The following is a 25,553-nucleotide window of genomic DNA, read 5'->3' on the forward strand; positions in this document are numbered from 1 at the left end:
ATACTCAATACCTGATACTTAATACTTTTTTAATACTTATCCTCAATCTCCCCATCGAAAACTTTGGTTGCCGGTCCGGTCATTAATATATGCCCGGAGATTTCATCCCATTCAATGGTGACTGTCCCTCCATCCATGATTACATCGCTTTTTCTTCCTGTAAGTCCGTTGATGAAGGCGGCTACTGCTGTGGCGCAAGCACCTGTCCCGCAAGCTTGAGTGATTCCCGATCCTCTTTCCCACACCCTCATCCGTATGGTGTCTTTGCTGACAATCTGTGCAAACTCCACATTGGTTCTGTCGGGAAAAAGAGGATGATTCTCCAGTTCAGGACCGATTTCCGGTAAATTAATCTGGGTGATGTCCTCAACAAATGTGACGAGATGCGGATTACCCATTGATACTTTGGTCGACCGGAAAGGATACTTTCCTCCCCACTGAATCTCTTCTGTTTCCAACGGGCTACCCATGTCTACGGTGACTGCACTAACTGTTTTTCCCTCTACATGCAGTTTCAGGATTTTTATTCCTGATCGTGTATCCAGCGTAATTTCTGTTTTGTCAGTCAAGCCGTATTCATATACATATTTGCCTACACAACGGCTTCCGTTACCGCACATCATAGCTTCCGAACCGTCCGCATTGAAAATGCGCATGCTGAAATCCGCTTTATCAGAGACACCAATCAATATAAGTCCATCACTTCCGATTCCTGTATGAAACTTGCTCCATTCGATTGCCTTCTTTGCAGGGTCGGCTATCGGATATTGGCTTGTGTCTACATATATGTAGTCATTTCCCGCTCCATGCATTTTTGTGAACTTAATCTTTGTTGTCATTTTGATTTATATTTGTTGATTGTTGTAACCTTTTGTTTTATTACGATGCAAAGATATGACTTTTTGCTTTATATTTTACTAAAAAGTATATCTAATATCTATTTATTTTCTTCAAACTTATAATCGCTTTATATACGGCCACATTTAGTTATAATTTGAAATTATACCTGTTTATATATTAATAAACTGTTATTTGGATGAATTGTTTTGCATATTCTTCCATAATATATGAAAAATATTTAGCCTTGATAATCAGTGAAATCAGCTATAAAAACAAGAAATATATCCTTTTCCTTTTGACGATATGAAAGTGAAAACCCCTATTTATCTATCATATTGCTCACCGGATATGCTGAAGAACCTTTTTCTGTATTCATTGTTTTAGCACTATCATTAATATAAAAACGTAGAGATATGAATATAGAGAAACAATTAGAAACAGCAGTTAAGACCAACCATTTGGTGTTGGTAGTATTTTATGCCGACTGGTCACCTCATTATGAGTGGATAGGTCCTGTGCTTCGGACTTACGAAAAGAGAACTGTAGAATTGATAAGAGTGAATGCTGAAGAAAATAGAACAATAGCCGATGCGCATAATGTAGAAACAGTGCCCGCCTTTCTTTTATTGCATAAGGGACATGAATTATGGAGACAGGTAGGAGAGCTTACGGTAGGAGAGCTGAAAGAGGTATTAGATGATTTCCAGTAAATCGTTTGTAATCTTTTATTGGCATATATGAAAATGACCCTTTCTTTTTCAGATGAAAAAATGAGTGTTCTTAATATGCTGGTATTTAGTTTGTTATAAAAGCTCATTTTTCCTTTAAAAGAAACGGGTGGTTCCTTTTAAAGGAACCACCCGTTCGACACCGAGAAACATCCTGTTTCTTTTAAAGGAACGAGCTGTTTCTTTAAAGACGGATATTAAAATAGTTTACTTTGTAATGATTTTATCTTATTGATGTTTTTTCAGTTCTTCTTGTAAGATGACTGGTTCGTTGGTGGTAATGAAATCTACTTTCTGTTCGATCAGCGATTTCATATCTTCCACTTCGTCCACAGTCCACACATTTACTTTCAAGCCGAGTTCATGAGCTTCTTTGATCCATTCGGGGTGTTTCTTAATCACTCCCATGTGATAATCAAGACCGGCAGCACCGAGTTCCTTTAATTCTTTGGGAGACAGTTCCCCGTTAAGGTAAAATACCGGAGTACCGGCAGGAGCCAGGCGGATAAACTCTTTCATGGCATGCAGGGAGAACGTGATATATTCCATGCGGTTTTCCAGTCCCATTTTCTTCACCATGGCAAGGATTCCCTGTACGGCTTTGGTTTCACGTTTCTTGTTACTATGTGCTTTCAGTTCGAGAATCAGTCGGGTATTACAGTTTTGCCCGGCTTCCAGATATTGTTCCAGGCTGGGTAAGTTTTCTCCGTTGGATAATTTAAGTCCGGTCAGTGCGTCACCTTTGGAATACTCCATCGGTCTCATCTTGTATACGGGATCATGGTTGACCACCAACTTGTTATCCTTAGCGATCCATACGTCAAATTCTGAACCGTAACAACCGATGGAATCTGCTTTTAGAAGTGATGAAATACTGTTTTGTGATGATCCCGGAGTTTTCCAGAATCCACGGTGGGCTATCACTTTTGTCTGTGCCTGCATACAGCAAGCAACCATTAGAAGGGCAGAAGCCATCATCATTTTTTTTAAATTCATTTGTTTGGTCTTTTAAAAGTTTGATAGATTTAATTTGGTTTGGCCTCAAAATTATAAAAAAGAAAACGCAAATCAGACAATAATATGCTAATCTGCGTTAATCCTTGAGATTTTAAAATAGAAATGTTACAAAAGAATAACAGAAAGAGCAGATTCTGTTATTCTTATCAGTTAAGTATAGGCCTCTTCGTGTATTCCTCTCACCGCACGTCCGCTAGGCTCATTCAGATTCCTGAAAGCAATATCCCACGCCAGCGCTTCTGCTGTGGAGCAGGCCACACTGGGAACACTGGGTACGGTGCGTGCTGCACTTTCACTGGGGAAATGCTCTTCAAAGATACTGCGATAATAGTATTCTTCTTTATTTTGTGGCGTGTTGATAGGGAAGCGTTCGGCAGCATGTTCCATTTGCTGATCGCTCACAGCAGCAGCTGTGATTTCCCTCAATGTGTCAATCCATGAATATCCTACACCGTCACTGAACTGCTCTTTTTGTCTCCACGCCACACTTTCCGGTAACATCTCGGCAAAGGCTTCGCGAACAATTCGTTTCTCGATGTTTTTTCCGGGGCACATTTTAGCTTTCGGATTCAGGTTCATGGCTACGTCGAGGAATTCTTTATCAAGGAAAGGAACACGTCCTTCTACTCCCCATGCTGACAAACTTTTATTGGCGCGGAGGCAATCGTACATGTGCAACTTTGAAAGTTTACGTACTGTTTCTTCGTGGAATGCCTGTGGAGTGGGAGCCTTGTGGAAATACAGATAACCACCGAAAACTTCATCGGCGCCTTCACCGCTCAACACCATTTTGATACCCATCGATTTGATGACACGTGCCAGTAGGTACATGGGAGTGGAAGCGCGTACCGTGGTTACATCGTATGTCTCGATGAAATAAATGACATCACGCAGGGCATCCAAACCTTCCTGAACAGTATAGTTTATTTCGTGATGAACAGTACCGATATATTCAGCCACTTCACGTGCTTTAATCAAATCGGGAGCACCTTTTAGTCCGATAGCGAAGGAGTGGAGTTGAGGCCACCACGCATCACTCGCTCCGTCTGTTTCTATACGCTTTGCCGCATATTTTTTGGCAATGGCGGAGATGACAGAACTATCCAACCCGCCCGAAAGAAGCACTCCGTACGGTACGTCACTCATTAACTGGCGGTGTACAGCCTCTTCTAATGCTATTTTCACATCAACGGTTTGTGCATCATTCTCTTTTACGGTTTCATATTCTGTCCAGTCGCGCGAATACCAACGTTTCATTTTTCCCTCTTTACTATAGAAGTAATGTCCGGGGAGAAATATTTCATATTCGTCGCAAAATCCTTCAAGGGCTTTCAACTCGCTGCCGAAGTAGATTTTTCCCTCTTTATCTTTTCCTATATATAAAGGAATAACCCCTATCGGATCACGGGCAATTAGAAATTCATCCTTTTCCTCATCATAAAGAACGAAAGCAAAGATACCGCTAATATCTTCCAGAAAATGGATGCCTTTATCTTTGTAAAGGGCAAGAATTACCTCACAGTCACTTCCGGTCTGAAAGTTATATTTTCCCGCATATTTAGCGCGAATATCACGGTGATTGTAAATCTCACCGTTGACGGCGAGCACTTGTTTACGATCGGGAGAGTATAACGGCTGTCCGCCACTTTGCGGGTCGACAATGGAAAGACGTTCGTGTGCCAGGATGGCACTTCCGCCTACATAGATTCCACTCCAGTCCGGTCCGCGATGACGGATCTTCTGGGCCATTTTCAGTGCTTTATCTCTTAGCTCTTTCGTTTGAACTTTGATGTTGAGTATACCTGCTATTCCACACATAACTTTAATTTTTAGAGGGGGTAATGTAATCTGTTGATTGTTTATTCGCTATTTCTAAGAAGCTGACTAGGTATTCTTAATTCGTTCCATAATTGTTATCGTTTAGTTCCACAACTGTTTTCCTTTAGTTCCATATCTGTTATTCTTTAGTTCTACAGATATGGAACGAACCGATAATAGCAATCGAGCTTCTTGTTGTACACTGTTGCAAACCTTATTGTATTAGATAAGCATCTATTTCCGCAGCAGCCTTTCGTCCTCCTGCCATGGCGCGTACTACTAAGCTGGCACCAGTCTCGGCATCACCGGCAAGAAATACATTCTTTGCAAATTTGGGTTGTTCCGGTTTCAGGAATCCCATCGCCAATAATACCATATCAGCCTCGATGACTTCCTTCTTCCCTGTTGGTTTCATTGTGGGACGTCCGCCATCTGCTGCCGGAATCCATTCTACTTCTTCCACTTCTACACCTGTCACTTTTCCATTCTTTCCGAGGAACTGATTGGAAGCCAGGCACCAGCGGCGTGTACAACCTTCTTCATGGCTGGAAGTCGTTTTGAAGACTGCCGGCCATTGTGGCCAAGGAGTAGCCGGATTGTAGCCGACAGGAGGTTTCGGCATGATTTCGATTTGAGTGACACTGACGGCTCCCTGTCTCACACTGGTTCCGATGCAGTCGGAACCAGTGTCTCCGCCACCTATCACGAGAACCTTTTTGCCTTTGGCATTTACCAACTTGTCTTTCGGGAAAGTCTGTCCTGCCAGAATCCTATTCTGTTGTGCCAGCATTTCGAGTGCGAAATGAATCCCTTTCAGTTCACGTCCCGGAATACTCAAGTCACGTGCAGTGGGGGTTCCGGTACAGATGCAGTAAGCATCGAATCCTTCCGGTAAATGATTAACGTCTATTTCTACTCCCATCTCAAACTGTATTCCTTCTGCAGCCAATATCTTCATCCGTCGGTCAATTACATTTTTATCCAGTTTGAAATTAGGAATACCGAATCGTAATAATCCTCCGGGCGCTTCATCCTTATCGAATAAAGTAACGCTATATCCTTTTAAATTCAGCTGATTAGCCACCACCAATCCAGCAGGACCTGCACCAATCACCGCCACTTTCTTTCCGTTTCTTTCCGGCGTCTTTACTTGTATATATCCTTCACGAAAAGCCGCTTCTACGATAGCTGCTTCATTCTCGCGAATAGTCACCGGCTGATCGCAGGAAAGTTTCAACACACACGATTTCTCGCAAAGAGCAGGACAAATACGTCCTGTAAATTCAGGAAAATCGCAAGTAGACGACAATACTTCGTATGCCTCCTTCCATTTTCCCCTGTATAATGCATCCTGCCATTCCGGTTGTTTATTTCCTATCGGGCATGCCCAATGACAGAAAGGTACACCGCAATCCATACAGCGTGACGCCTGCAATTTACGGCTGTTTGTATTCAAAGTCTGTTCTACCTGACTATAGTCAGCGATTCGCTCGTTTACAGGGCGGTATCCCGCCTCTTGTCGAGGTATATTTAGAAATGCTTTAGGATCTCCCATCTTGTTATTTACTATTTGACGATTTACTATTTCTAGACTATCTTATCATTTGCTATTTGACTATTTACAGACTATACTATACATTCAAATAGTAAATTGTAAATAGTCAAATTGTAAATCTAATAGTCTCTTTGCATATCTGCAATTTTTTGTTGTAACTTTCTCATTTGTTCTTCCTGCAGTACTTTTTTGTATTCGATGGGCACTACTTGGATGAATTGATCTACGTAATGATTCCAATTGTCGAGCAGGATGCGTGCCAGTTTCGAGCCTGTGTAGAGGTAATGCTGGCGGATTAGTTCGTGCAACTCTTTCCGGTAGCTGGCTTCTTCGATGAGTGACAGTTCCACCATTTCCATGTTACAGAAATAATCGAAGTTGCCGTCTTTGTTCCATACATAAGCTACACCGCCACTCATACCGGCTGCAAAGTTACGTCCGGTTTGTCCGAGGACTACCACACGACCTCCGGTCATGTATTCGCAACAATGGTCACCCACGCCTTCTACGACGGCAACTGCGCCGGAGTTACGAACAGCGAAACGTTCTCCTACACGGCCGTTGATATATACTTCACCGCTTGTTGCGCCATAAAGCAAGGTATTACCGGCGATTGTATTTTTTTCGGCTTCGAAATTGCTGCGGATAGGAGGTAATACGGAGATACGCCCGCCGCTCAATCCTTTACCCAGGTAATCATTCGCTTCACCTTCCAGTTTAAAGTTAACTCCCGGTACGAGAAAAGCTCCGAAAGATTGACCTGCCGAACCTTTGAATTTTACATTCAGCGTATGTTCCGGCAATCCTTTGGCACCATATTTCTTGGCGATTACTCCGGAAAGCATAGCACCTATTGCACGGTCTGTATTGGCAATCGTATATTCTAAAGAAATCTCTTTCTCATGTTCGATAGCTTCCTGTGCGGCATCGATGATGGTTACATCCTTTACAGCAGAAATTCCATGATCCTGGTCGATGACATGACGGATAGCCGCACTGTTGTCAACACGTGCCAGCAATTTGGTGAAGTCGATTAAAGCATGTTTCGGATTTGGGTCATTGGCATCGGACTTGCGCTCGATTAAGTCTGTACGCCCGATGATGTCATCCATCCGGGTGAATCCCATTTCAGCCAAATGCTCGCGGACTTCCTGTGCCAGGAATGTGAAAAAGTTTACTAAATATTCACTGCGTCCATGAAAGCGTTTACGTAACTCTTCATTCTGTGTGGCAACTCCCACCGGACAAGTATTCTGATGGCATTTGCGCATCATTACACACCCTAATACAATCAATGCCGAGGTGGCGAAGCCATATTCTTCGGCACCCATTAGTGCCATTAAGATGATGTCACGTCCGGTTTTCAGTTGTCCGTCGGCTTGCAGAACTACTTGGCCACGAAGTCCGTTCAGAACCAGTGTTTGCTGTGTCTCGCTCAATCCCAATTCCGGTGAGATACCCGCATAGCGGATAGAAGAAGCCGGAGAAGCACCTGTTCCCCCTTCAGCACCAGAGATGACAATTAGGTCCGCCTTTGCTTTTGCCACACCCGCAGCAATCGTACCGACGCCGCTTTCTGCTACCAGTTTCACACTGATTTTGGCCTGTGGATTTACATTTTTCAAATCGAAGATTAATTGTGCCAAATCCTCAATCGAATAAATATCATGATGAGGCGGAGGAGAAATCAGCGAAATTCCCGGAATGGAATGACGTGTTTTCGCAATCACATCGTTCACTTTAAATCCCGGTAGTTGTCCGCCTTCACCCGGTTTGGCTCCCTGTGCTATCTTGATTTGAATTTCGTCCGCATTAACCAGATATTCTGCCGTTACACCGAAACGACCGGAAGCTACCTGCTTGATTGCACTTCGTAAAGAACTGCCATCGGGCAGCGGTTGGAAACGGGCAGCGTCTTCGCCACCTTCACCGGTATTACTGCGTCCGTGAATTTTATTCATGGCAATAGCCATTGCCTCATGAGCCTCTTTGCTGATAGAACCAAAAGACATAGCCCCCGTGACGAAACGATGCAGAATGTTTTCCACCGGTTCTACCTGATCGATTGAAATCGGATTACGACGGAATCCCAGAAAGTCACGAAGGAAAATAGGCTTCTCTTTTTCGTCTACCAGATGGGTGTACTCTTTAAATTTTTTATAACTCCCCAGTCGTGTAGCCAATTGCAGAGTGCTGATTGTTTCCGGATTCCATGCGTGCTTTTCTCCATCTTTACGGAAAGCATACAAACCGTTATTTTTTAATAACTCTTCATTTTTAATACTTTCAAATCCTTCTTTATGGAAAGCAATGGCATCTCTGGCTATTTCTTCCAGACGGATACCTCCGATCGGTGAACCGAGTCCTCCAAAATAAGCCTTGCTCAATTCTTCACTCAAACCGACAGCTTCGAAAATCTTAGCACCACGATAGGAGCGGATCGTAGAGATACCCATCTTACTCATGATTTTAAACAAGCCTTTACAGATGGATTTGATATAGTTCTTTTCAGCAGTGGTATAATCCAACTGAATATCTTTGTCTTTTACCAGTCGGTCGAGGACAGCGAATGCCATGTAAGGATTCAGGGCACTTGCTCCGAAACCCAACAATAACGCGGCGTGCATCACTTCACGTATTTCACCACTTTCTACGATCAATGCCGTTTGCACCCGTTTACCAACTGAAATCAGGTGGTGATGAACAGCGCTTACTGCCAGCAATGATGGAATGGCAGCATGGGTAATATCCACCTCACGGTCGGTCAGGACAATGTAGTTTACACCTTCCGTCACGGATTCTTCCGCCATTTTACAAAGATGGGTCAGTGCTTCCTGCAGTCCGGCTTTCCCTTTTGCAACCTCAAACAACATGGGTAGTTTGACTGTTTTGAAGCCTTTATACCGGATATTACAAAGAATATCCAGTTGGGTATTGCTTAAAATCGGATGATTCAGGCGTACCATTTTGCAATGACTTTCACTGGGCGTCAGAATATTCATACCGACTGCTCCAATGTATTCCGTCAATGACATCACCAGTTCTTCACGAAGTGGATCAATGGGCGGATTGGTTACCTGTGCAAATTGCTGACGGAAATAGTTGTAAAGCAACTGTGGTTTATCTGAAAGTACGGCGAGTGGCGTATCGTTACCCATTGAATTGATCGGTTCTGCTCCGGTGCTTGCCATCGGCATAATCAGCCTTTCGATGTCCTCTTTGGAGTAGCCGAAAGTACGAAGCATCCGGTCGTAGTTTGCTACGTGATGAGGAACTTTGCGCCCGCTTTTCAGTTCATCCAGTTCGATTCGGTTGGTAGATAGCCAGGTGCGGTAAGGCTTGGCTTCAGCCAACTGTTTTTTCAGTTCGCCGTCATAGTAGATCTCGCCTTTTTCCGTATCTACCAGCAGGATTTTGCCGGGCTGTAAGCGACCTTTTTCTTTGATGTCTCCCGGTTCGAAATCCATAACACCGACTTCCGAAGCCACTACCATCATATCGTTTTTAGTAATCAGATAACGGGCAGGGCGCAGGCCATTGCGGTCGAGCATACCTCCGGCAAATCGTCCGTCGCTGAATAGTAGTGCGGCCGGTCCGTCCCACGGTTCCATCAGGATGGAGTGGTATTCGTAGAATGATTTCAGATCCTCACTGATCGGGTTCTTCTCGTTGAAAGATTCCGGCACGAGCATAGCCATGGCATGTGGCAGGCTCAATCCTGACATCACCAGGAACTCCAGCACATTGTCCAGAGAAGCACTGTCGCTCATGCCCGGTTGTATAATCGGGCGGATTTCTTTTATATCGCCTAAAGTGGGAGTGGAGAGTACACTTTCACGGGCTTCCATCCATCCGCGGTTACCACGGATAGTATTGATTTCACCGTTGTGTGCCAGCAGACGGAACGGCTGTGCCAATCCCCATGTAGGGAATGTATTGGTACTGAAACGAGAGTGCACCAATGCCAGTCCGCTGGTAAAATAGCTATTTGTCAGGTCCGGATAATAGTTGCGCAGCTGTAATGATGAAAGCATACCTTTATATATAATGCTTTTGGTAGAGAGTGACACAACATAAAAATCGTCTTTTGCCGGAATAGATGACAATCTGACTTTATTTTCGATTCTTTTCCGGATCAGATATAACTTCCGGTCGGCAGTTTCCGTTTCCGTAAATCCGGTGATGAACACTTGTTTGATGTCCGGTTCGTTTGCCAGAGCCGATTCTCCCAGGATTTCGGGGCAGGTGGGCACATTGCGCAAATGCATCAATGTGAGTCCTTCTTTTTCAATTTCTTCAATAATAATACTTAGAATAGCTGCCTGGTCTTTTTCGTTTTTCGGTAAAAACAATAATCCTGTGCCGTACCGTCCTTTTTCGGGGACAGGAATACCTTGTAATAAAATAAACTCATGCGGAATTTGAAGCATGATACCTGCACCGTCACCGGTCTTGTTATCCGCACCCTCGGCACCGCGATGGCGCATGTTTTCTAATACCTTTAAAGCCGACTCAACAATGTCGTGTGACTTTTCTCCATGAATGTTAACCAGCATACCGACACCGCAGGCATCGTGTTCGTATGCCGCATCGTACAAGCCCATCTGTTGGGGCTGTCGTTGGTAAGGGAATCCTTCTGTTACGTTGTTAAAAAGTTCTTGTTTCTTCATTCTTACTAGCTTTATTGTATGATAATACCTGTTTGATGTATCAAATTGTTTGGCAAAGTTAATATTTTAATTTCAAAATGATAGTGAAATTTAGCTTTTGTGTGACGCGAAATGAGAATAGGAATCTTTATTCTTTTAATTTGTTATTAAAAACGGGAAATTTGCTTTTAATTTGTTAGCTTATTTATCCTTATTTGAAGCTGATTGTAATTTGTTTCTTTTTGAGCTAAAAATAATATATTATTTAACTTTTTGATGTGTTTGCAACTTTTTTATGCGTTTCTGTCAAATAAATATGCTTTTTGTTGTCTTTATGTTATTTGTAATGTGTATATTTGCAGGCGAAATAAAAATATCATAATATGTGTGGAATAGTAGGCTATATTGGTAAACGAAAAGCCTACCCTATCCTTATCAAAGGGCTGAAGCGACTGGAGTATCGTGGATATGACAGCGCGGGGGTAGCAATCATTAGTGATGACCAACAGTTAAATGTGTATAAGACGAAAGGAAAAGTCTCTGATCTTGAAAATTTCGTCACACAGAAAGATATTTCCGGTACAATCGGAATTGCCCATACCCGTTGGGCTACTCACGGGGAACCTTGTTCTGCTAACGCCCACCCTCATTACTCTTCTTCCGAAAAGCTCGCTCTCATTCATAACGGTATTATTGAAAACTACGCCGTTCTCAAAGAAAAACTTCAAGCCAAAGGCTATATTTTTAAAAGTAGTACAGATACCGAAGTCCTCGTTCAATTAATAGAATACATGAAAGTCACTAATCAGGTCAGTCTGTTGACGGCTGTTCAGTTGGCGTTAGGGGAGGTAATTGGTGCTTATGCGATTGCGATTCTTGATAAGGAGCATCCCGATGAGATTATTGCTGCCCGTAAGAGCAGTCCATTGGTAGTGGGGATTGGAGAGAATGAGTTCTTTCTTGCTTCAGATGCTACTCCGATTGTAGAATATACTGATAAAGTGGTTTATCTGGAAGACGGGGAAATAGCTGTTTTGAATCTGGGGAAGGAGTTGAAGGTAGTCAACTTGAACAATGTCGAAATGATACCTGAAATAAAGAAGGTGGAACTCAACCTCGGTCAGTTGGAAAAAGGGGGATATCCGCACTTTATGTTGAAAGAGATTTTCGAACAGCCCGATTGTATTCGTGATTGCATGCGCGGACGTATCAATGTGGAAGCTGATAATGTGGTGCTTTCTGCTGTGATAGATCACCGGGAAAAGCTGCTGAATGCCAAACGGTTTATTATTGTTGCTTGCGGAACTTCCTGGCATGCCGGACTGATCGGTAAGCATCTGATTGAGAGTTTTTGCCGCATACCGGTGGAAGTGGAGTATGCTTCCGAATTCCGCTACCGTGATCCGGTGATTGACGGGCAGGATGTGGTGATAGCAATCTCCCAGAGTGGCGAGACGGCAGATACATTGGCTGCTGTGGAATTGGCGAAAAGCCGCGGGGCATTTATATATGGCATTTGCAATGCGATCGGCTCTTCTATTCCCCGTGCCACTCATACCGGTTCATATATTCATGTGGGTCCAGAAATCGGGGTGGCTTCTACCAAAGCATTTACCGGACAGGTCACTGTATTGGCGATGTTGGCATTGACACTTGCCAAAGCGAAAGGAACCATTGACGAACAGCATTATCTTTCAATCGTACAGGAGTTAAATCATATTCCGGAAAAAATGAAAGAGGTGTTGGAATTGAATGATACTTTGGCGGAGTTATCGAAAACTTTCACTTATGCGCATAATTTTATTTACCTGGGACGCGGATATAGTTATCCCGTTGCTCTGGAAGGTGCATTGAAATTGAAAGAAATATCGTATATTCACGCCGAAGGTTATCCGGCTGCGGAGATGAAGCATGGACCGATTGCCCTGATCGATGCGGAAATGCCGGTAGTGGTGATTGCTACGCAGAATGGGTTGTATGAAAAAGTAGTAAGTAATATTCAGGAGATTAAGGCACGGAAAGGAAAAGTGATTGCATTTGTGACGAAAGGAGATACCGTTATCAGCAAAATCGCTGACTGTAGTATCGAACTTCCTGAAACAATCGAATGTCTCGATCCGTTAATAACTACGGTACCTCTGCAACTTCTTGCTTACCACATTGCGGTATGCAAAGGGATGGATGTGGATCAGCCGAGAAATCTGGCGAAGTCGGTAACAGTAGAGTAACTTTAAGTAGTAACTAATATATAGAGAGATGGAACAATTGAAACATGAATGTGGCGTTGCCATGATACGCTTGCTCAAACCGTTAGAGTATTACGAGAAAAAGTACGGGACATGGATGTATGGTCTTAATAAACTCTACCTGTTGATGGAGAAGCAGCATAATCGTGGACAGGAAGGTGCGGGACTGGCATGTGTGAAACTGGAAGCAAATCCGGGTGAAGAATATATGTTTCGTGAACGCGCTTTAGGTTCCGGAGCCATTACGGAAATCTTTGAAAATATTCAAAATAATTTTAAGGATCTCACTCCCGAACAGTTGCACGATGCAGAGTATGCCAAACGAACTTTACCTTTTGCCGGTGAAATATATATGGGACATCTTCGTTATTCTACTACGGGAAAATCCGGAATCTCTTATGTGCATCCATTTTTAAGAAGAAATAACTGGCGCGCCAAGAATCTGGCCCTCTGCGGAAATTTCAATATGACAAATGTGGACGAGATATTTGCCCGTATCACTGCCATTGGTCAGCATCCGCGTAAATATGCCGATACATATATCATGTTGGAGCAGGTGGGACACCGTCTTGACCGTGAAGTGGAGCGTGTATTCAATCTTGCCGAAGCCGAGGGGCTTACGGGCATGGGAATCACTCATTATATAGAAGAATATATTGATTTGGCAAACGTGTTGCGCACTTCCAGCCGCGAATGGGATGGGGGATACGTGATTTGCGGATTGACCGGGAGCGGCGAGTCCTTCGCCATCCGCGACCCGTGGGGAATCCGGCCTGCATTCTGTTATCAGGATGATGAGATAGCTGTTCTTGCTTCCGAACGTCCGGTGATCCAGACTGCTTTGAATGTTCCGTTTGAGGAAATCAAAGAATTGCAACCGGGGCAAGCATTGTTAATCAGCAAAGAAGGTAAAATCCGTACTTCGCAAATTAACAAGCCGCGCGAAAATCATGCCTGTTCTTTCGAACGTATCTATTTCTCCCGTGGGAGTGATGTCGATATTTATAAGGAAAGGAAACGGTTGGGTGAAAAGTTGGTTCCGAGAATATTGAAAGCTATCAATAATGACATCGATCATACGGTTTTTTCTTTTATTCCCAATACTGCGGAGGTGGCTTTCTACGGAATGTTGCAGGGACTGGACGATTACTTGAATGAGGAGAAAGTGCAGCAAATTGCTGCATTAGGGCATCATCCGGATATGGAGGAACTGGAAGTCATTCTTTCCCGCCGTATCCGTAGCGAAAAGGTGGCGATCAAGGATATCAAACTCCGTACGTTTATTGCCGAAGGAAACAGTCGTAATGATCTGGCAGCCCATGTGTATGACATTACATACGGAAGTCTGGTACCCGGTGTTGATAATCTGGTGATTATTGACGACAGCATTGTGCGTGGTACTACGTTGAAACAAAGTATTATCGGTATTCTCGACCGTCTCGGTCCGAAGAAGATTGTGATAGTATCTTCTTCTCCGCAAGTGCGTTATCCTGACTATTACGGTATCGATATGGCAAAGATGAGTGAGTTTATCGCTTTCAGGGCTGCTGTCGAACTTTTAAAGGAGCGGGATATGAAAGATGTGATTGCGGCTGCCTACCGTAAATCGAAAGATCAGGTGGGACTGCCGAAAGAGCAGATGATAAACTATGTGAAGGATATCTATGCTCCGTTCACCGATGAGGAAATCTCTGGCAAGATGGTGGAACTGCTGACTCCCAAGGGAACAAAGGCGAAAGTGGAAATTGTCTATCAACCGTTGGAGGGATTGCACGAGGCTTGTCCGCGTCATAAAGGCGACTGGTATTTTAGCGGTAACTACCCTACACCGGGAGGTGTGAAAATGGTGAACCGGGCGTTCATCGACTATATAGAACAAATGTATCAATTCTAACAACCATACAACGATTCAATAATAAGAATGAGAAATGTGACATTAATCCTTGACGACGGGAGCCGGTTTTCCGGTAAGTCGTTTGGCTACGAGAAGCCGGTGGCAGGCGAAGTAGTTTTTAATACTGCCATGACCGGATACCCGGAGAGCCTTACTGACCCTTCATACGCCGGACAGTTGATGACGCTTACCTATCCTCTGGTAGGCAACTACGGTGTTCCTCCTTTTACCATCGAACCGAATGGACTTGCCACTTTCATGGAAAGTGAGAAAATCCACGCGGAAGCGATTATCGTAAGTGACTATTCTTATGAATACAGCCACTGGAATGCGGTGGAAAGTCTCGGTGACTGGTTGAAACGCGAGCAGATTCCCGGTATCACAGGCATTGATACGCGCGAGCTGACTAAGATTCTTCGTGAACATGGAGTAATGATGGGAAAAATCGTTTTCGATGATGAACCGGATAATGTGCCTGAAGCAGTATACGCAGGCGTCAATTATGTAGATCGTGTATCTTGCAAAGAGATTATTTGCTATTTTCCTGCCGGAACTTCACAAACTTTCTCCGTAAATAGTTCCTATGCGCAGCTTAATTCTCAATTCTCAACTTTCAATTCTCAATTTAAGAAGGTTATCCTGGTAGATTGCGGTGTAAAGACAAATATTATTCGTTGTCTGCTGAAACGTAATGTAGAAGTGATCCGTGTACCTTGGGATTATGATTATAGCGGACTCGAATTTGACGGGTTGTTTATCTCCAACGGACCGGGTGACCCGGATACTTGTGATGCTGCGGTACAGAATATACGGAAGGCGATGGTAAATGAGAAACTGCCTATCTTCGGCATCTGTATGGGTAACCAGTTGCTTTCAAAAGCGGGCGGAGCCAAGATTTATAAATTGAAATACGGACATCGTAGCCACAATCAGCCGGTGCGTATGGTAGGTACGGAACGTTGTTTCATTACTTCACAAAATCATGGTTATGCCGTAGACAATAATACGTTGAGTGCAGAGTGGGAACCGTTGTTTATCAATATGAACGATGGGTCCAACGAGGGAATCAAACATAAAAAGAATCCCTGGTTCTCTGCGCAATTCCACCCGGAAGCTGCGAGTGGACCTACGGATACGGAATTCCTGTTCGACGAATTTGTAAAACTATTGTAACAATGAAAGAAAATATAAAGAAAGTATTGCTATTAGGTTCAGGTGCCCTGAAAATCGGTGAGGCTGGTGAATTTGACTATTCCGGTTCACAGGCACTTAAAGCCTTGAAAGAAGAGGGGATTGAAACCATTCTTATCAATCCGAATATTGCTACGGTGCAGACTTCCGAAGGAGTGGCAGATCAAATTTACTTTCTTCCGGTGACTCCGTACTTCGTAGAGAAAGTGATCCAAAAAGAAAAACCGGAAGGTATTATGCTGGCGTTCGGTGGTCAGACGGCTCTGAACTGTGGAGTAGCATTGTATAAAGAAGGTATTCTTGAAAAATATAATGTAAAAGTGTTGGGTACTCCGGTACAGGCCATTATGGATACCGAGGACCGTGAACTTTTTGTTCAGAAATTGAATGAGATCAATGTAAAAACCATCAAGAGTGAAGCCGTAGAAAATGCGGAAGATGCACGTCGCGCAGCAAAAGAACTGGGCTATCCGGTGATTGTTCGTGCTGCTTATGCGTTAGGAGGCTTGGGGTCCGGTTTCTGTGATAATGAACAACAGCTGGATGTGCTGGTAGAAAAAGCATTCTCTTTCTCCCCACAGGTATTGGTGGAGAAATCACTACGCGGTTGGAAAGAAGTGGAATATGAAGTGGTACGTGACCGCTTCGATAACTGTATCACCGTTTGTAATATGGAAAACTTCGATCCGCTGGGTATTCATACCGGTGAGTCTATCGTTATTGCTCCTTCACAGACGCTTACCAATAAAGAGTATCATAAACTTCGGGAATTGGCAATACGTATCATCCGCCATATCGGTATCGTGGGTGAATGTAACGTACAATATGCCTTCGATCCCGAATCCGAAGATTACCGGGTGATCGAAGTAAATGCCCGCCTTTCCCGTTCATCGGCTTTAGCATCTAAGGCAACCGGTTATCCGCTGGCTTTCGTTGCTGCCAAATTGGGATTGGGTTATGGACTCTTCGACCTGAAGAATTCTGTAACCAAGACTACTTCCGCTTTCTTTGAACCGGCACTGGATTATGTCGTATGTAAGATTCCTCGTTGGGATTTAGGTAAATTCCACGGTGTAGATAGAGAGTTGGGTTCTTCTATGAAATCTGTGGGTGAAGTGATGGCTATCGGACGCACTTTTGAAGAAGCTATCCAGAAAGGTCTTCGTATGATCGGACAGGGAATGCATGGTTTTGTGGAGAACAAAGAATTGGTTATTTCCGACATTGATAAAGCCTTGCGCGAACCGACCGATAAACGTATTTTCGTGATCTCGAAAGCGTTTCGCGCTGGCTACACCATCGATCAGGTGCACGAATTGACTAAGATTGATAAATGGTTCTTGCAGAAGTTAATGAATATTATGAAGACTTCCGAAGAACTGCATAGTTGGGGAAACAATCACAAACAGATTGCCGATCTGTCGAACGAATTGCTCCGTAAAGCTAAGGTTCAAGGTTTCTCCGATTTCCAGATTGCCCGTGCCATCGGTTACGAAGGTGATATGGAAGATGGAATTCTTTATATCCGCAAACACCGTAAAGAGGCAGGCATTCTTCCGGTAGTGAAACAGATCGATACGTTGGCAGCCGAATACCCGGCACAAACCAATTATCTGTATCTTACTTATAGCGGTGTAGCAAATGATGTGCGTTATCTGGGCGACCATAAATCTATTGTCGTATTAGGTTCCGGTGCTTATCGTATCGGTTCTTCCGTAGAATTCGACTGGTGTGGCGTACAGGCTTTGAATACCATTCGCAAAGAGGGATGGCGCAGTGTCATGATTAACTATAATCCTGAAACCGTATCCACGGACTACGATATGTGCGACCGTTTGTACTTTGATGAATTGACTTTTGAACGTGTGATGGATATTCTGGAACTGGAAAATCCGCATGGGGTAATTGTATCTACCGGTGGTCAGATTCCAAATAACCTTGCTTTGCGTCTGGATGCACAGAAGATTAATATTCTAGGTACGAGTGCCAAGAGTATTGACAATGCCGAAGATCGTGAGAAATTCTCTGCCATGCTTGACCGTATCGGTGTGGATCAGCCCCGTTGGCGTGAGTTGACTTCTATGGATGACATTCAGGAGTTCGTTGAAGAGGTAGGTTTCCCCGTACTTGTTCGTCCGTCTTATGTGCTTTCGGGAGCTGCGATGAATGTTTGTTCCAACCAGGAAGAATTGGAACGTTTCTTGAAACTGGCAGCTAATGTATCGAAGAAACATCCGGTGGTAGTAAGCCAGTTTATCGAACACGCCAAGGAAGTGGAAATGGATGCGGTGGCGCAGAATGGAGAAATTGTAGCATACGCTATAAGTGAGCATATCGAATTTGCGGGAGTACATTCCGGCGATGCAACAATCCAGTTCCCGCCGCAAAAGCTGTATGTAGAAACTGTTCGCCGTATTAAGCGTATCAGCCGTGAGATTGCTAAGGCTTTGAATATCTCCGGTCCGTTTAATATTCAGTATCTGGCGAAAGACAACGATATCAAGGTGATTGAATGTAATCTGCGTGCCAGTCGTTCTTTCCCGTTTGTCAGCAAAGTGTTGAAGATCAACTTTATCGAGCTGGCAACGAAAGTAATGCTCGGTCTGCCTGTGGAGAAACCGGAAAAAAATCTCTTCGAACTGGATTATGTGGGAATCAAGGCTTCCCAATTCTCTTTCAACCGCTTGCAGAAGGCTGATCCGGTGTTGGGAGTAGATATGGCTTCTACCGGTGAAGTGGGTTGTATCGGAATGGATACTTCCTGTGCCGTACTCAAAGCGATGCTTTCCGTAGGCTATCGTATTCCGAAGAAGAATATCCTGCTGTCTACGGGAACAATGAAACAGAAAGCCGATATGATGGATGCGGCCCGTATGTTGGTGAATAAGGGATACAAACTCTTTGCAACGGGTGGTACACACAAAACGCTTGCAGAGAATGGAATTGAAAGTACTCATGTCTATTGGCCGAGTGAGGAGGGACATCCGCAAGCATTGGAGATGCTTCATCGCAAGGAGATCGACATGGTAGTCAATATCCCGAAGAATCTGACAGCCGGAGAATTAAGTAATGGGTATAAAATCCGTCGTGCTGCCATTGACTTGAATATACCGTTGATTACGAATGCCCGTCTGGCTAGTGCATTTATCAATGCCTTCTGTACGATGAGTGTGGATGATATAGCCATCAAGAGCTGGGCAGAGTATAAATAAGCAGAATGTCATCTTTTTGAAAAGAGGCTGACATCACATTGAAATGAAAATGGTAAGGCCGTTCCTGTTATTCGGGAGCGGCCTTTGTTGTTGTAGGACTGTAACCGAACTTGTCGGAGCTGATATGGTGAAAGGGATTGATGGTATCTCTTATTTGCCTTTGTTGACAGGAAACGGTGAAGTATCTCGTAGCCATGAATATATATACTATGAGTTTTATGAACAGGGAGGAAAGCAGTCGATTCTGAAAGATGGGTGGAAACTGGTTCGATTAAATATGTCGAAACCGGAAAAGTTGAAAGAAGAGTTATATTATCTTCCGGATGACATAGGGGAGCAACATGATTTATTGAAAGAGAATCCTCAAAAAGTGGAAGAATTGCGAATATTAGCAATGAAGGCACGAACCGAAAGCCTGCATTTCAGTTGGAAACCGGAGAAGTAATGTGAATCAGAAAAGCAGAGGAAGGCAGACAAAAGTGGAAGAGGGGGCTGCCAGGATGCTAGATTCTACCGAATTATGACAAAAGTGTTCTGTTTTTCTTGTAGATTTGGACATTTTGAAGTACCTTGCACACCTATTTCAAAGAATATTTTTTTAACAGGAGAATAACAGGTATGGATAATCATGTTGTAATAATGGCTGGTGGCATAGGGAGCCGCTTTTGGCCGATGAGCACTCCGGAATGTCCTAAACAATTTATTGATGTAATGGGATGTGGCCGGTCGCTGATTCAGTTGACGGCAGACCGTTTCGACGGTGTTTGCCCTAGGGAAAATATGTGGGTCGTAACTTCTGAAAAATACATTGATATTGTTCGGGAGCAGTTGCCGGAAATTCCGGAAAGTAATATTTTGGCGGAGCCTTGTGCGCGCAATACTGCGCCCTGCATTGCTTTTGCTTGCTGGAAGATCAAGAAAAAACATCCGAATGCTAACATTGTAGTAACTCCTTCGGATGCATTAGTCATTGATACGGGAGAATTCCGTAGAGTGATGGAGAAAGCCCTTCGTTTCACAGATGATGGCAGCGCCATTGTAACGATAGGTATCCGGCCAACTCGTCCAGAAACCGGATACGGATATATTGCTGCTGCCGATCAGCTCCAGACAGATAAAGAAATTTACACCGTAGATGCATTTAAGGAAAAACCGGATAAAGAGACTGCCGAAAAGTATCTGGCAGAAGGCAATTTCTTCTGGAATGCGGGAATCTTTGTATGGAATGTGCGTACTATTACTTCCGTGATGCGTGTATATGCTCCGGGCATCGCACAAATTTTCGATCGCATTTTCCCCGATTTCTATACAGAGAAAGAAAATGAAACAATCAAGAAGTTATTCCCTACTTGCGAAAGCATTTCTATCGACTATGCAGTGATGGAGAAAGCACAGGAGATTTATGTACTTCCCGCTTCTTTTGGCTGGTCAGATCTGGGTACATGGGGAGCACTTCGCGGTTTGCTTCCACAGGATAAGTCTGGAAATGCAACCGTAGGAACCGATATCCGTTTGTACGAAAGCAAAAATTGTATTGTGCATGCCAGCGAAGAAAAACGAGTAGTCATTCAAGGCTTGGATGGATATATCATTGCAGAGAAAGATAACACATTATTGATCTGCAAATTGGAAGAAGAGCAAAGAATTAAGGAATTCTCGAAATAAATTTTATTTCGAGAATTGATATTCATGTGGTGTCATTCCTGTCATTCGCTTAAAGAACTTCGAGAAAAAAGAAGGATTAGGGAAGTTCAACTCATCAGAAATTTGATAAACAAGCAGATTGCTATGTTTTAGCAATACTTTAGCTTCTAATATAATGGACTGGTTTATCCAGTCCATTACTGTTTGTTGACTGGTTTGGCGGATGATAGTATTAAGATAACGAGGAGTGAGACATAGCTTATCCGCATAAAAACTAACATTACGTTCTCTCTTACTATAAGCATTGACTAAAGAAATGAAACGCTGGAAAATCTCTTCCTGATGTGTCTGACAACTCTGTTCTTTTTGATTGTTGTTTTTGACAAGATACTCTATATTGCACAAAAGACTGATTAGTAGATATTGAATAGCTTCCCGTCGGAACGTTGGTTCTTGTAATATATTCCATATTAAAGCAAAGTAGCTCTTAAACAAGCCGTATTCATGTGAGGTCAGAGATAATATGAGGTTTTTCTGTAACTGTGAAAGATGAGTGAAGAAATTGTCTTTTCCGGCTATAGAAAGAAATTCTGCGTCCATGCCTACCATCTGCATATCAAAATCCGGAGAGACTTCTATAATCTGAAGAATGGAATTCGGAACAATTACTAATAGCTTGTCCGGCTGAAAAGTTTCTTCTATCAGGTTGATTAATACGCGTGCATATCCCTGTTTGATGACTGCGATACGTCCCTCTTTGATACGGTAAGGTTGATCCACTGTGATAAGATTGGATTCTATTTTGGCGAAGCTGTTTACGAATCCGAAATGCGGAGATATAAAACGAAATTCGTTAAATCGGACGACATCCGGATTTACTAAGATTTCGAGACCTATGTTCAATGGTATTTTCTTTTCCATTTCTATCTGTTTTTCCGCCAAAGATAATAAAAATCAGCAAATAGCCTTTTATTCTTTCTCTTTATCGAACTATTGGAACATTTTTACTAACTATCGGAATGTGAATGTATTTTTGAAACCTCTATCTTTGTCTTTTGAAGAAATTAAAGAAATGATGTGTATGAAAAGAATGTTTTTCAGTTTCTCCTTTTTATTGTTTGTATCGGGAATAAATGCGCAGATAACGTTGGAAGAATGTCAACGGAAGACGCAGGAAAATTATCCGTTGGTACATCAGTATGGTCTGGTGGAGAAAACAAAGGAATATAATCTTGAGAATGCGGCAAAAGGATATTTGCCACAGTTTGCCCTTTCGGCTAAAGCTTCTTATCAGAGTGAGGTAACAGAAATTCCGGTGAAACTTCCCGGAGTGGATTTGAAAGGACTGCCGAAAGATCAATATCAGGTGATGTTGGAGTTACAACAGAAAATCTGGGATGGCGGAGGAATCCGGATGCAGAAGAAACAAACGACTGCGGAAGCGGAGATAGAGAAAGAAAAGCTGAATGTGGATATGTATGCGCTGAATAGTCGTGTAAATGACCTTTATTTTGGAATTCTTTTGTTGGACGAGCAGCTGAAACAGAATGCATTGTTGCAAGATGAACTGGAGAGAAATTATCGCCAGATTACTGCCTACGTAGAAAATGGCATTGCCAATCAGGCCGATTTGGATGCTGTGAAAGTGGAGCAGTTGAACACAAAGCAGAAAAGAGTTGAACTGGTTTCGTCGCGTATGGCATATTTGAAGATGCTTTCACTTCTGGTAGGAGAGAAGTTGTCGCAGGAAACGGTTTTGGAGAAACCTGTTCCTCAAGATGACATTTCGGCTGTCGGTGAGATTCGTCGTCCGGAATTATCTTTGTTCAATGCGCAAGAAGTAGGATTGCAAGTACAGGAGAAAGCTTTGAATGTGCGTCATCTTCCACAGTTCGGATTATTCGTGCAGGGAGCTTATGGAAACCCCGGATTGAATATGCTGAAAAATGAATTTTCTCCCTACTATATTGCGGGTGTTCGCCTTTCATGGAATTTCGGTAGTTTGTACACCTTAAAGAATGACCGGAAGGTAATTGAAAATAAACGCCGGCAATTGGATAATAACCGGGATGTATTTCTTTTTAATACAAGATTGGAGATGACACAACAGGATCAGGCTATCCAATCATTGGAAAAGCAAATGCAGGATGATGATGAGATTATCCGTTTGCGTACCAATATTCGCAAATCGGCAGAAGCCAAAGTGGCGAATGGAACATTGACGGTGACCGAGATGCTTCGGGAATTGACCAATGAGAGTTTGGCACGTCAGTCGAAAGCGTTGCATGAAATTCAACGGTTAATGGGAATTTATCAATTGAAATATACTACGAATGATTAATATAACTTCTTTAGATATGGAACGAATGACAAAGATAGGAATGGTTGGAGTGGCATTGATAATGTTGGCTGCTTGTGGTAAGGGAATACCCAGCTATGATGCAACCGGCACGTTTGAAGCCACAGAAGTGATAGTCTCTGCCGAAGCTGCCGGAAAGTTGTTGCGACTGGAGGTAGAAGAGGGGACAAGACTGAAAGCAGGTGAGGAGATTGGACTGGTGGATACGGTGCAATTGTATTTGAAGAAATTACAACTGGAGGCCAGTATGAAATCTGTGGAAAGCCAACGTCCGGATCTTGCTAAACAGATAGCTGCTACCAAACAGCAAATAGCAACAGCTGAACGTGAAAAGAAACGCGTGGAAAACCTGCTTGCTGCTGGAGCGGCGAATCAGAAACAGTTGGACGACTGGGATGCACAAGTCAAATTGCTTGAAAGGCAGCTTGTCGCACAGGAATCATCATTGCAGAATAGTACAAATAGCCTGATAGAACAAGGAAATTCGGTTGCCATACAGGTTGCACAGATGGAGGATCAGTTAGCTAAATGTCATGTCCAGTCACCTATCGAAGGTACAGTATTGGCAAAATATGCAGAAGCCGGTGAATTGGCGGCGATAGGTAAACCGCTGTTTAAAGTGGCTGAAGTGGATCGCATGTATTTGAGGGCTTACATTACCTCCGAACAGTTGTCGCAAGTGAAACTGGGAGATGAGGTAACTGTGTATGCTGATTATGGAAACTCGGAGCAGAAAGCTTATCCGGGGGTAGTGACCTGGATTTCCGACCGTTCGGAGTTCACTCCCAAAACGATTTTGACGAAAAACGAACGTGCTAATCTGGTATATGCAGTGAAAATTGCCGTGAAGAATGACGGAGCATTGAAGATTGGTATGTACGGAGGAGTGACATTGAAAAATTAATGATTAAAAATTGAAGGAGAGGAGATGGAAAAGGGAGAACCCATAGTGGTTGTGAAAGAAGTCGGCAAGAACTATGGAACAGTGGAGGCGCTGAAAGACGTTTCTTTCGTTGTGGAACGGGGAGAAATCTTTGGGCTGATAGGGCCTGATGGTGCCGGTAAGAGTTCCTTATTCCGTATTCTGACTACTTTGTTGCTGGCGGATAAAGGAACGGCCATGGTTGCCGGGCTGGATGTGGTAACGGATTATAAACAGATTCGTACGAAGGTGGGATATATGCCCGGTCGTTTTTCACTTTACCAGGATCTTTCGGTAGAAGAGAATCTGGAGTTTTTTGCTACCGTGTTCCATACGACAGTTCAGGAGAATTATGATTTAATTAAAGATATCTATCAACAGATAGAACCGTTCAGGAAAAGAAGGGCAGGGGCTTTGTCAGGTGGTATGAAGCAGAAACTGGCATTGAGCTGTGCTTTGATTCATAAACCGAATATTTTATTCCTGGATGAACCTACTACCGGAGTAGATCCCGTGTCGCGTAAGGAATTCTGGCAAATGCTCCGAAACTTACGGGAACAGGGTATTACCATTGTCGTTTCTACTCCTATCATGGATGAGGCCCGGCAATGTGACCGGATTGCTTTCATCAATCATGGACAGATTCATGGCATTGATACCCCGGAACGTATTCTTCATCAATTTGCGTCTATCCTTTGCCCTCCTTCTTTGGAGCGGGAGGAAGTGAAGCATGAAGTAGCTCCGGTCATTGAAGTGGAACAGTTGACAAAGTGTTTTGGAGATTTTACTGCAGTAGATCATATCTCCTTTCAGGTGAACCGGGGCGAGATATTTGGCTTTCTGGGTGCTAATGGAGCAGGAAAGACGACAGCTATGCGTATGCTTTGCGGATTAAGTAAACCGACATCAGGCATCGGGAAGGTGGCAGGATATGATATTTACCGGGAGGCCGAACAAGTTAAGAAACATATCGGATATATGAGCCAAAAGTTTTCGCTATATGAAGACCTGAAAGTGTGGGAGAATATCCGTCTGTTTGCCGGAATTTATGGCATGAAGGAACAAGACATAGAACGGAAGACGGAAGAATTGTTGGATCGTTTGGAGCTTACTGCCGAACGGGATACTCTGGTGAAGAGCCTTCCGGTGGGATGGAAACAGAAATTGGCTTTTTCAGTATCAATATTCCATGAACCGAGAATCGTTTTTCTGGATGAGCCGACAGGCGGAGTAGATCCTGCTACGAGAAGACAGTTCTGGGAATTGATCTATCAGGCAGCCGATCAGGGTATTACCGTGTTTGTCACTACCCATTATATGGATGAAGCGGAATATTGCAACCGGATATCTATCATGGTGGACGGTCAGATAAAAGCACTTGATACACCTGCCCGTCTGAAACAACAATTCGGTGCGGAAACGATGGATGACGTTTTTCAGAAATTAGCCCGCGGTGCGGTGCGCAAAGCAGATTGATT

16 protein-coding genes are annotated in these 25,553 nt (G+C 43.5%); 10 read left to right on the forward strand and 6 right to left on the reverse strand.

Annotation, left to right across the window (positions count from 1 at the left end):
- Nucleotides 1-29: 29 nt before the first annotated feature.
- Entirely contained in the window at nucleotides 30-839 is an 810-nt protein-coding gene (dapF, locus tag AB5217_RS00425; RefSeq protein WP_032848892.1) for a diaminopimelate epimerase, read from the reverse strand.
- Between the two features lie 414 nt (nucleotides 840-1,253).
- Here dapF and AB5217_RS00430 point away from each other — a divergent pair, with 414 nt between their 5' ends.
- The gene (locus AB5217_RS00430) at nucleotides 1,254-1,550 is read left to right on the forward strand and encodes a thioredoxin family protein (protein WP_004300083.1); all 297 of its coding nucleotides are present in this window, start codon (nucleotides 1,254-1,256) and stop codon (nucleotides 1,548-1,550) included.
- A gap of 246 nt (nucleotides 1,551-1,796) precedes the next feature.
- Here the strand turns inward: AB5217_RS00430 and AB5217_RS00435 are convergent, their stop codons facing one another.
- The 4 genes from AB5217_RS00435 to gltB form a co-directional block, all read right to left on the reverse strand.
- Nucleotides 1,797-2,564, reverse strand: coding sequence for a glycerophosphodiester phosphodiesterase family protein (locus AB5217_RS00435; RefSeq protein WP_032844596.1), 768 nt, complete (start codon nucleotides 2,562-2,564; stop codon nucleotides 1,797-1,799).
- Nucleotides 2,565-2,735: 171 nt separating this feature from the next.
- On the reverse strand, nucleotides 2,736-4,403 hold the full coding sequence (gene asnB, locus AB5217_RS00440; protein WP_032844594.1) for an asparagine synthase B: 1,668 nt from the start codon (nucleotides 4,401-4,403) through the stop codon (nucleotides 2,736-2,738).
- Nucleotides 4,404-4,617: 214 nt separating this feature from the next.
- On the reverse strand, nucleotides 4,618-5,958 hold the full coding sequence (locus AB5217_RS00445) for a glutamate synthase subunit beta (RefSeq protein ID WP_004303693.1): 1,341 nt from the start codon (nucleotides 5,956-5,958) through the stop codon (nucleotides 4,618-4,620).
- Between the two features lie 119 nt (nucleotides 5,959-6,077).
- Nucleotides 6,078-10,628 (reverse strand): glutamate synthase large subunit, encoded by a 4,551-nt coding sequence (gene gltB / locus AB5217_RS00450; RefSeq protein ID WP_074638392.1) that lies wholly within the window; start codon nucleotides 10,626-10,628, stop codon nucleotides 6,078-6,080.
- A gap of 362 nt (nucleotides 10,629-10,990) precedes the next feature.
- Here gltB and glmS point away from each other — a divergent pair, with 362 nt between their 5' ends.
- From glmS to AB5217_RS00480, 6 genes are all read left to right on the forward strand, one after another.
- Nucleotides 10,991-12,835, forward strand: a complete 1,845-nt coding sequence (gene glmS, locus AB5217_RS00455) for a glutamine--fructose-6-phosphate transaminase (isomerizing) (protein ID WP_008776596.1) — start codon at nucleotides 10,991-10,993, stop codon at nucleotides 12,833-12,835.
- 28 nt (nucleotides 12,836-12,863) lie between these two features.
- Nucleotides 12,864-14,747 (forward strand): amidophosphoribosyltransferase, encoded by a 1,884-nt coding sequence (locus AB5217_RS00460; RefSeq protein WP_368112737.1) that lies wholly within the window; start codon nucleotides 12,864-12,866, stop codon nucleotides 14,745-14,747.
- Nucleotides 14,748-14,774: 27 nt separating this feature from the next.
- Nucleotides 14,775-15,920, forward strand: coding sequence for a glutamine-hydrolyzing carbamoyl-phosphate synthase small subunit (carA, locus tag AB5217_RS00465; RefSeq protein ID WP_122136689.1), 1,146 nt, complete (start codon nucleotides 14,775-14,777; stop codon nucleotides 15,918-15,920).
- A gap of 2 nt (nucleotides 15,921-15,922) precedes the next feature.
- The gene (carB, locus tag AB5217_RS00470) at nucleotides 15,923-19,150 is read left to right on the forward strand and encodes a carbamoyl-phosphate synthase (glutamine-hydrolyzing) large subunit (protein WP_032845224.1); all 3,228 of its coding nucleotides are present in this window, start codon (nucleotides 15,923-15,925) and stop codon (nucleotides 19,148-19,150) included.
- Between the two features lie 43 nt (nucleotides 19,151-19,193).
- Entirely contained in the window at nucleotides 19,194-19,595 is a 402-nt protein-coding gene (locus tag AB5217_RS00475) for a hypothetical protein (protein ID WP_229036750.1), read from the forward strand.
- A 173-nt stretch (nucleotides 19,596-19,768) separates the two neighbouring features.
- Nucleotides 19,769-20,815 carry a mannose-1-phosphate guanylyltransferase gene (locus AB5217_RS00480; RefSeq protein WP_004325717.1) on the forward strand — a complete coding sequence of 349 codons (1,047 nt, stop codon included), beginning with the start codon at nucleotides 19,769-19,771 and terminating at the stop codon, nucleotides 20,813-20,815.
- A gap of 3 nt (nucleotides 20,816-20,818) precedes the next feature.
- Here the strand turns inward: AB5217_RS00480 and AB5217_RS00485 are convergent, their stop codons facing one another.
- The gene (locus AB5217_RS00485) at nucleotides 20,819-21,715 is read right to left on the reverse strand and encodes a helix-turn-helix domain-containing protein (protein ID WP_032845225.1); all 897 of its coding nucleotides are present in this window, start codon (nucleotides 21,713-21,715) and stop codon (nucleotides 20,819-20,821) included.
- Nucleotides 21,716-21,875: 160 nt separating this feature from the next.
- On the opposite strand from AB5217_RS00485, the gene AB5217_RS00490 reads away from it, so the two are divergent.
- The 3 genes from AB5217_RS00490 to AB5217_RS00500 are packed head-to-tail and all read left to right on the forward strand — an operon-like array spanning nucleotide 21,876 to nucleotide 25,551.
- Complete coding sequence (locus AB5217_RS00490) at nucleotides 21,876-23,135, forward strand: TolC family protein (protein WP_032845228.1); 1,260 nt, start codon at nucleotides 21,876-21,878, stop codon at nucleotides 23,133-23,135.
- Nucleotides 23,136-23,151: 16 nt separating this feature from the next.
- Nucleotides 23,152-24,057 (forward strand): HlyD family secretion protein, encoded by a 906-nt coding sequence (locus tag AB5217_RS00495; protein ID WP_004303643.1) that lies wholly within the window; start codon nucleotides 23,152-23,154, stop codon nucleotides 24,055-24,057.
- A 24-nt stretch (nucleotides 24,058-24,081) separates the two neighbouring features.
- Nucleotides 24,082-25,551 carry an ATP-binding cassette domain-containing protein gene (locus AB5217_RS00500; RefSeq protein WP_032845226.1) on the forward strand — a complete coding sequence of 490 codons (1,470 nt, stop codon included), beginning with the start codon at nucleotides 24,082-24,084 and terminating at the stop codon, nucleotides 25,549-25,551.
- Nucleotides 25,552-25,553 lie beyond the last annotated feature (2 nt).

Source organism: Bacteroides sp. MSSM.1001136sp1_RTP21357st2_D2_RTP21359_211015, assembly GCF_040913205.1.
GTDB lineage: Bacteria > Bacteroidota > Bacteroidia > Bacteroidales > Bacteroidaceae > Bacteroides > Bacteroides ovatus.

Coding starts and splice junctions, on each gene's coding strand:
- dapF (WP_032848892.1), bottom strand. CDS start 839: ATGACAACAAAGATTAAGTTCACAAAAATGCATGGAGCGGGAAATGAC.
- AB5217_RS00430 (WP_004300083.1), top strand. CDS start 1,254: ATGAATATAGAGAAACAATTAGAAACAGCAGTTAAGACCAACCATTTG.
- AB5217_RS00435 (WP_032844596.1), bottom strand. CDS start 2,564: ATGAATTTAAAAAAAATGATGATGGCTTCTGCCCTTCTAATGGTTGCT.
- asnB (WP_032844594.1), bottom strand. CDS start 4,403: ATGTGTGGAATAGCAGGTATACTCAACATCAAAGTTCAAACGAAAGAG.
- AB5217_RS00445 (WP_004303693.1), bottom strand. CDS start 5,958: ATGGGAGATCCTAAAGCATTTCTAAATATACCTCGACAAGAGGCGGGA.
- gltB (WP_074638392.1), bottom strand. CDS start 10,628: ATGAAGAAACAAGAACTTTTTAACAACGTAACAGAAGGATTCCCTTAC.
- glmS (WP_008776596.1), top strand. CDS start 10,991: ATGTGTGGAATAGTAGGCTATATTGGTAAACGAAAAGCCTACCCTATC.
- AB5217_RS00460 (WP_368112737.1), top strand. CDS start 12,864: ATGGAACAATTGAAACATGAATGTGGCGTTGCCATGATACGCTTGCTC.
- carA (WP_122136689.1), top strand. CDS start 14,775: ATGAGAAATGTGACATTAATCCTTGACGACGGGAGCCGGTTTTCCGGT.
- carB (WP_032845224.1), top strand. CDS start 15,923: ATGAAAGAAAATATAAAGAAAGTATTGCTATTAGGTTCAGGTGCCCTG.
- AB5217_RS00475 (WP_229036750.1), top strand. CDS start 19,194: ATGAAAATGGTAAGGCCGTTCCTGTTATTCGGGAGCGGCCTTTGTTGT.
- AB5217_RS00480 (WP_004325717.1), top strand. CDS start 19,769: ATGGATAATCATGTTGTAATAATGGCTGGTGGCATAGGGAGCCGCTTT.
- AB5217_RS00485 (WP_032845225.1), bottom strand. CDS start 21,715: ATGGAAAAGAAAATACCATTGAACATAGGTCTCGAAATCTTAGTAAAT.
- AB5217_RS00490 (WP_032845228.1), top strand. CDS start 21,876: ATGAAAAGAATGTTTTTCAGTTTCTCCTTTTTATTGTTTGTATCGGGA.
- AB5217_RS00495 (WP_004303643.1), top strand. CDS start 23,152: ATGGAACGAATGACAAAGATAGGAATGGTTGGAGTGGCATTGATAATG.
- AB5217_RS00500 (WP_032845226.1), top strand. CDS start 24,082: ATGGAAAAGGGAGAACCCATAGTGGTTGTGAAAGAAGTCGGCAAGAAC.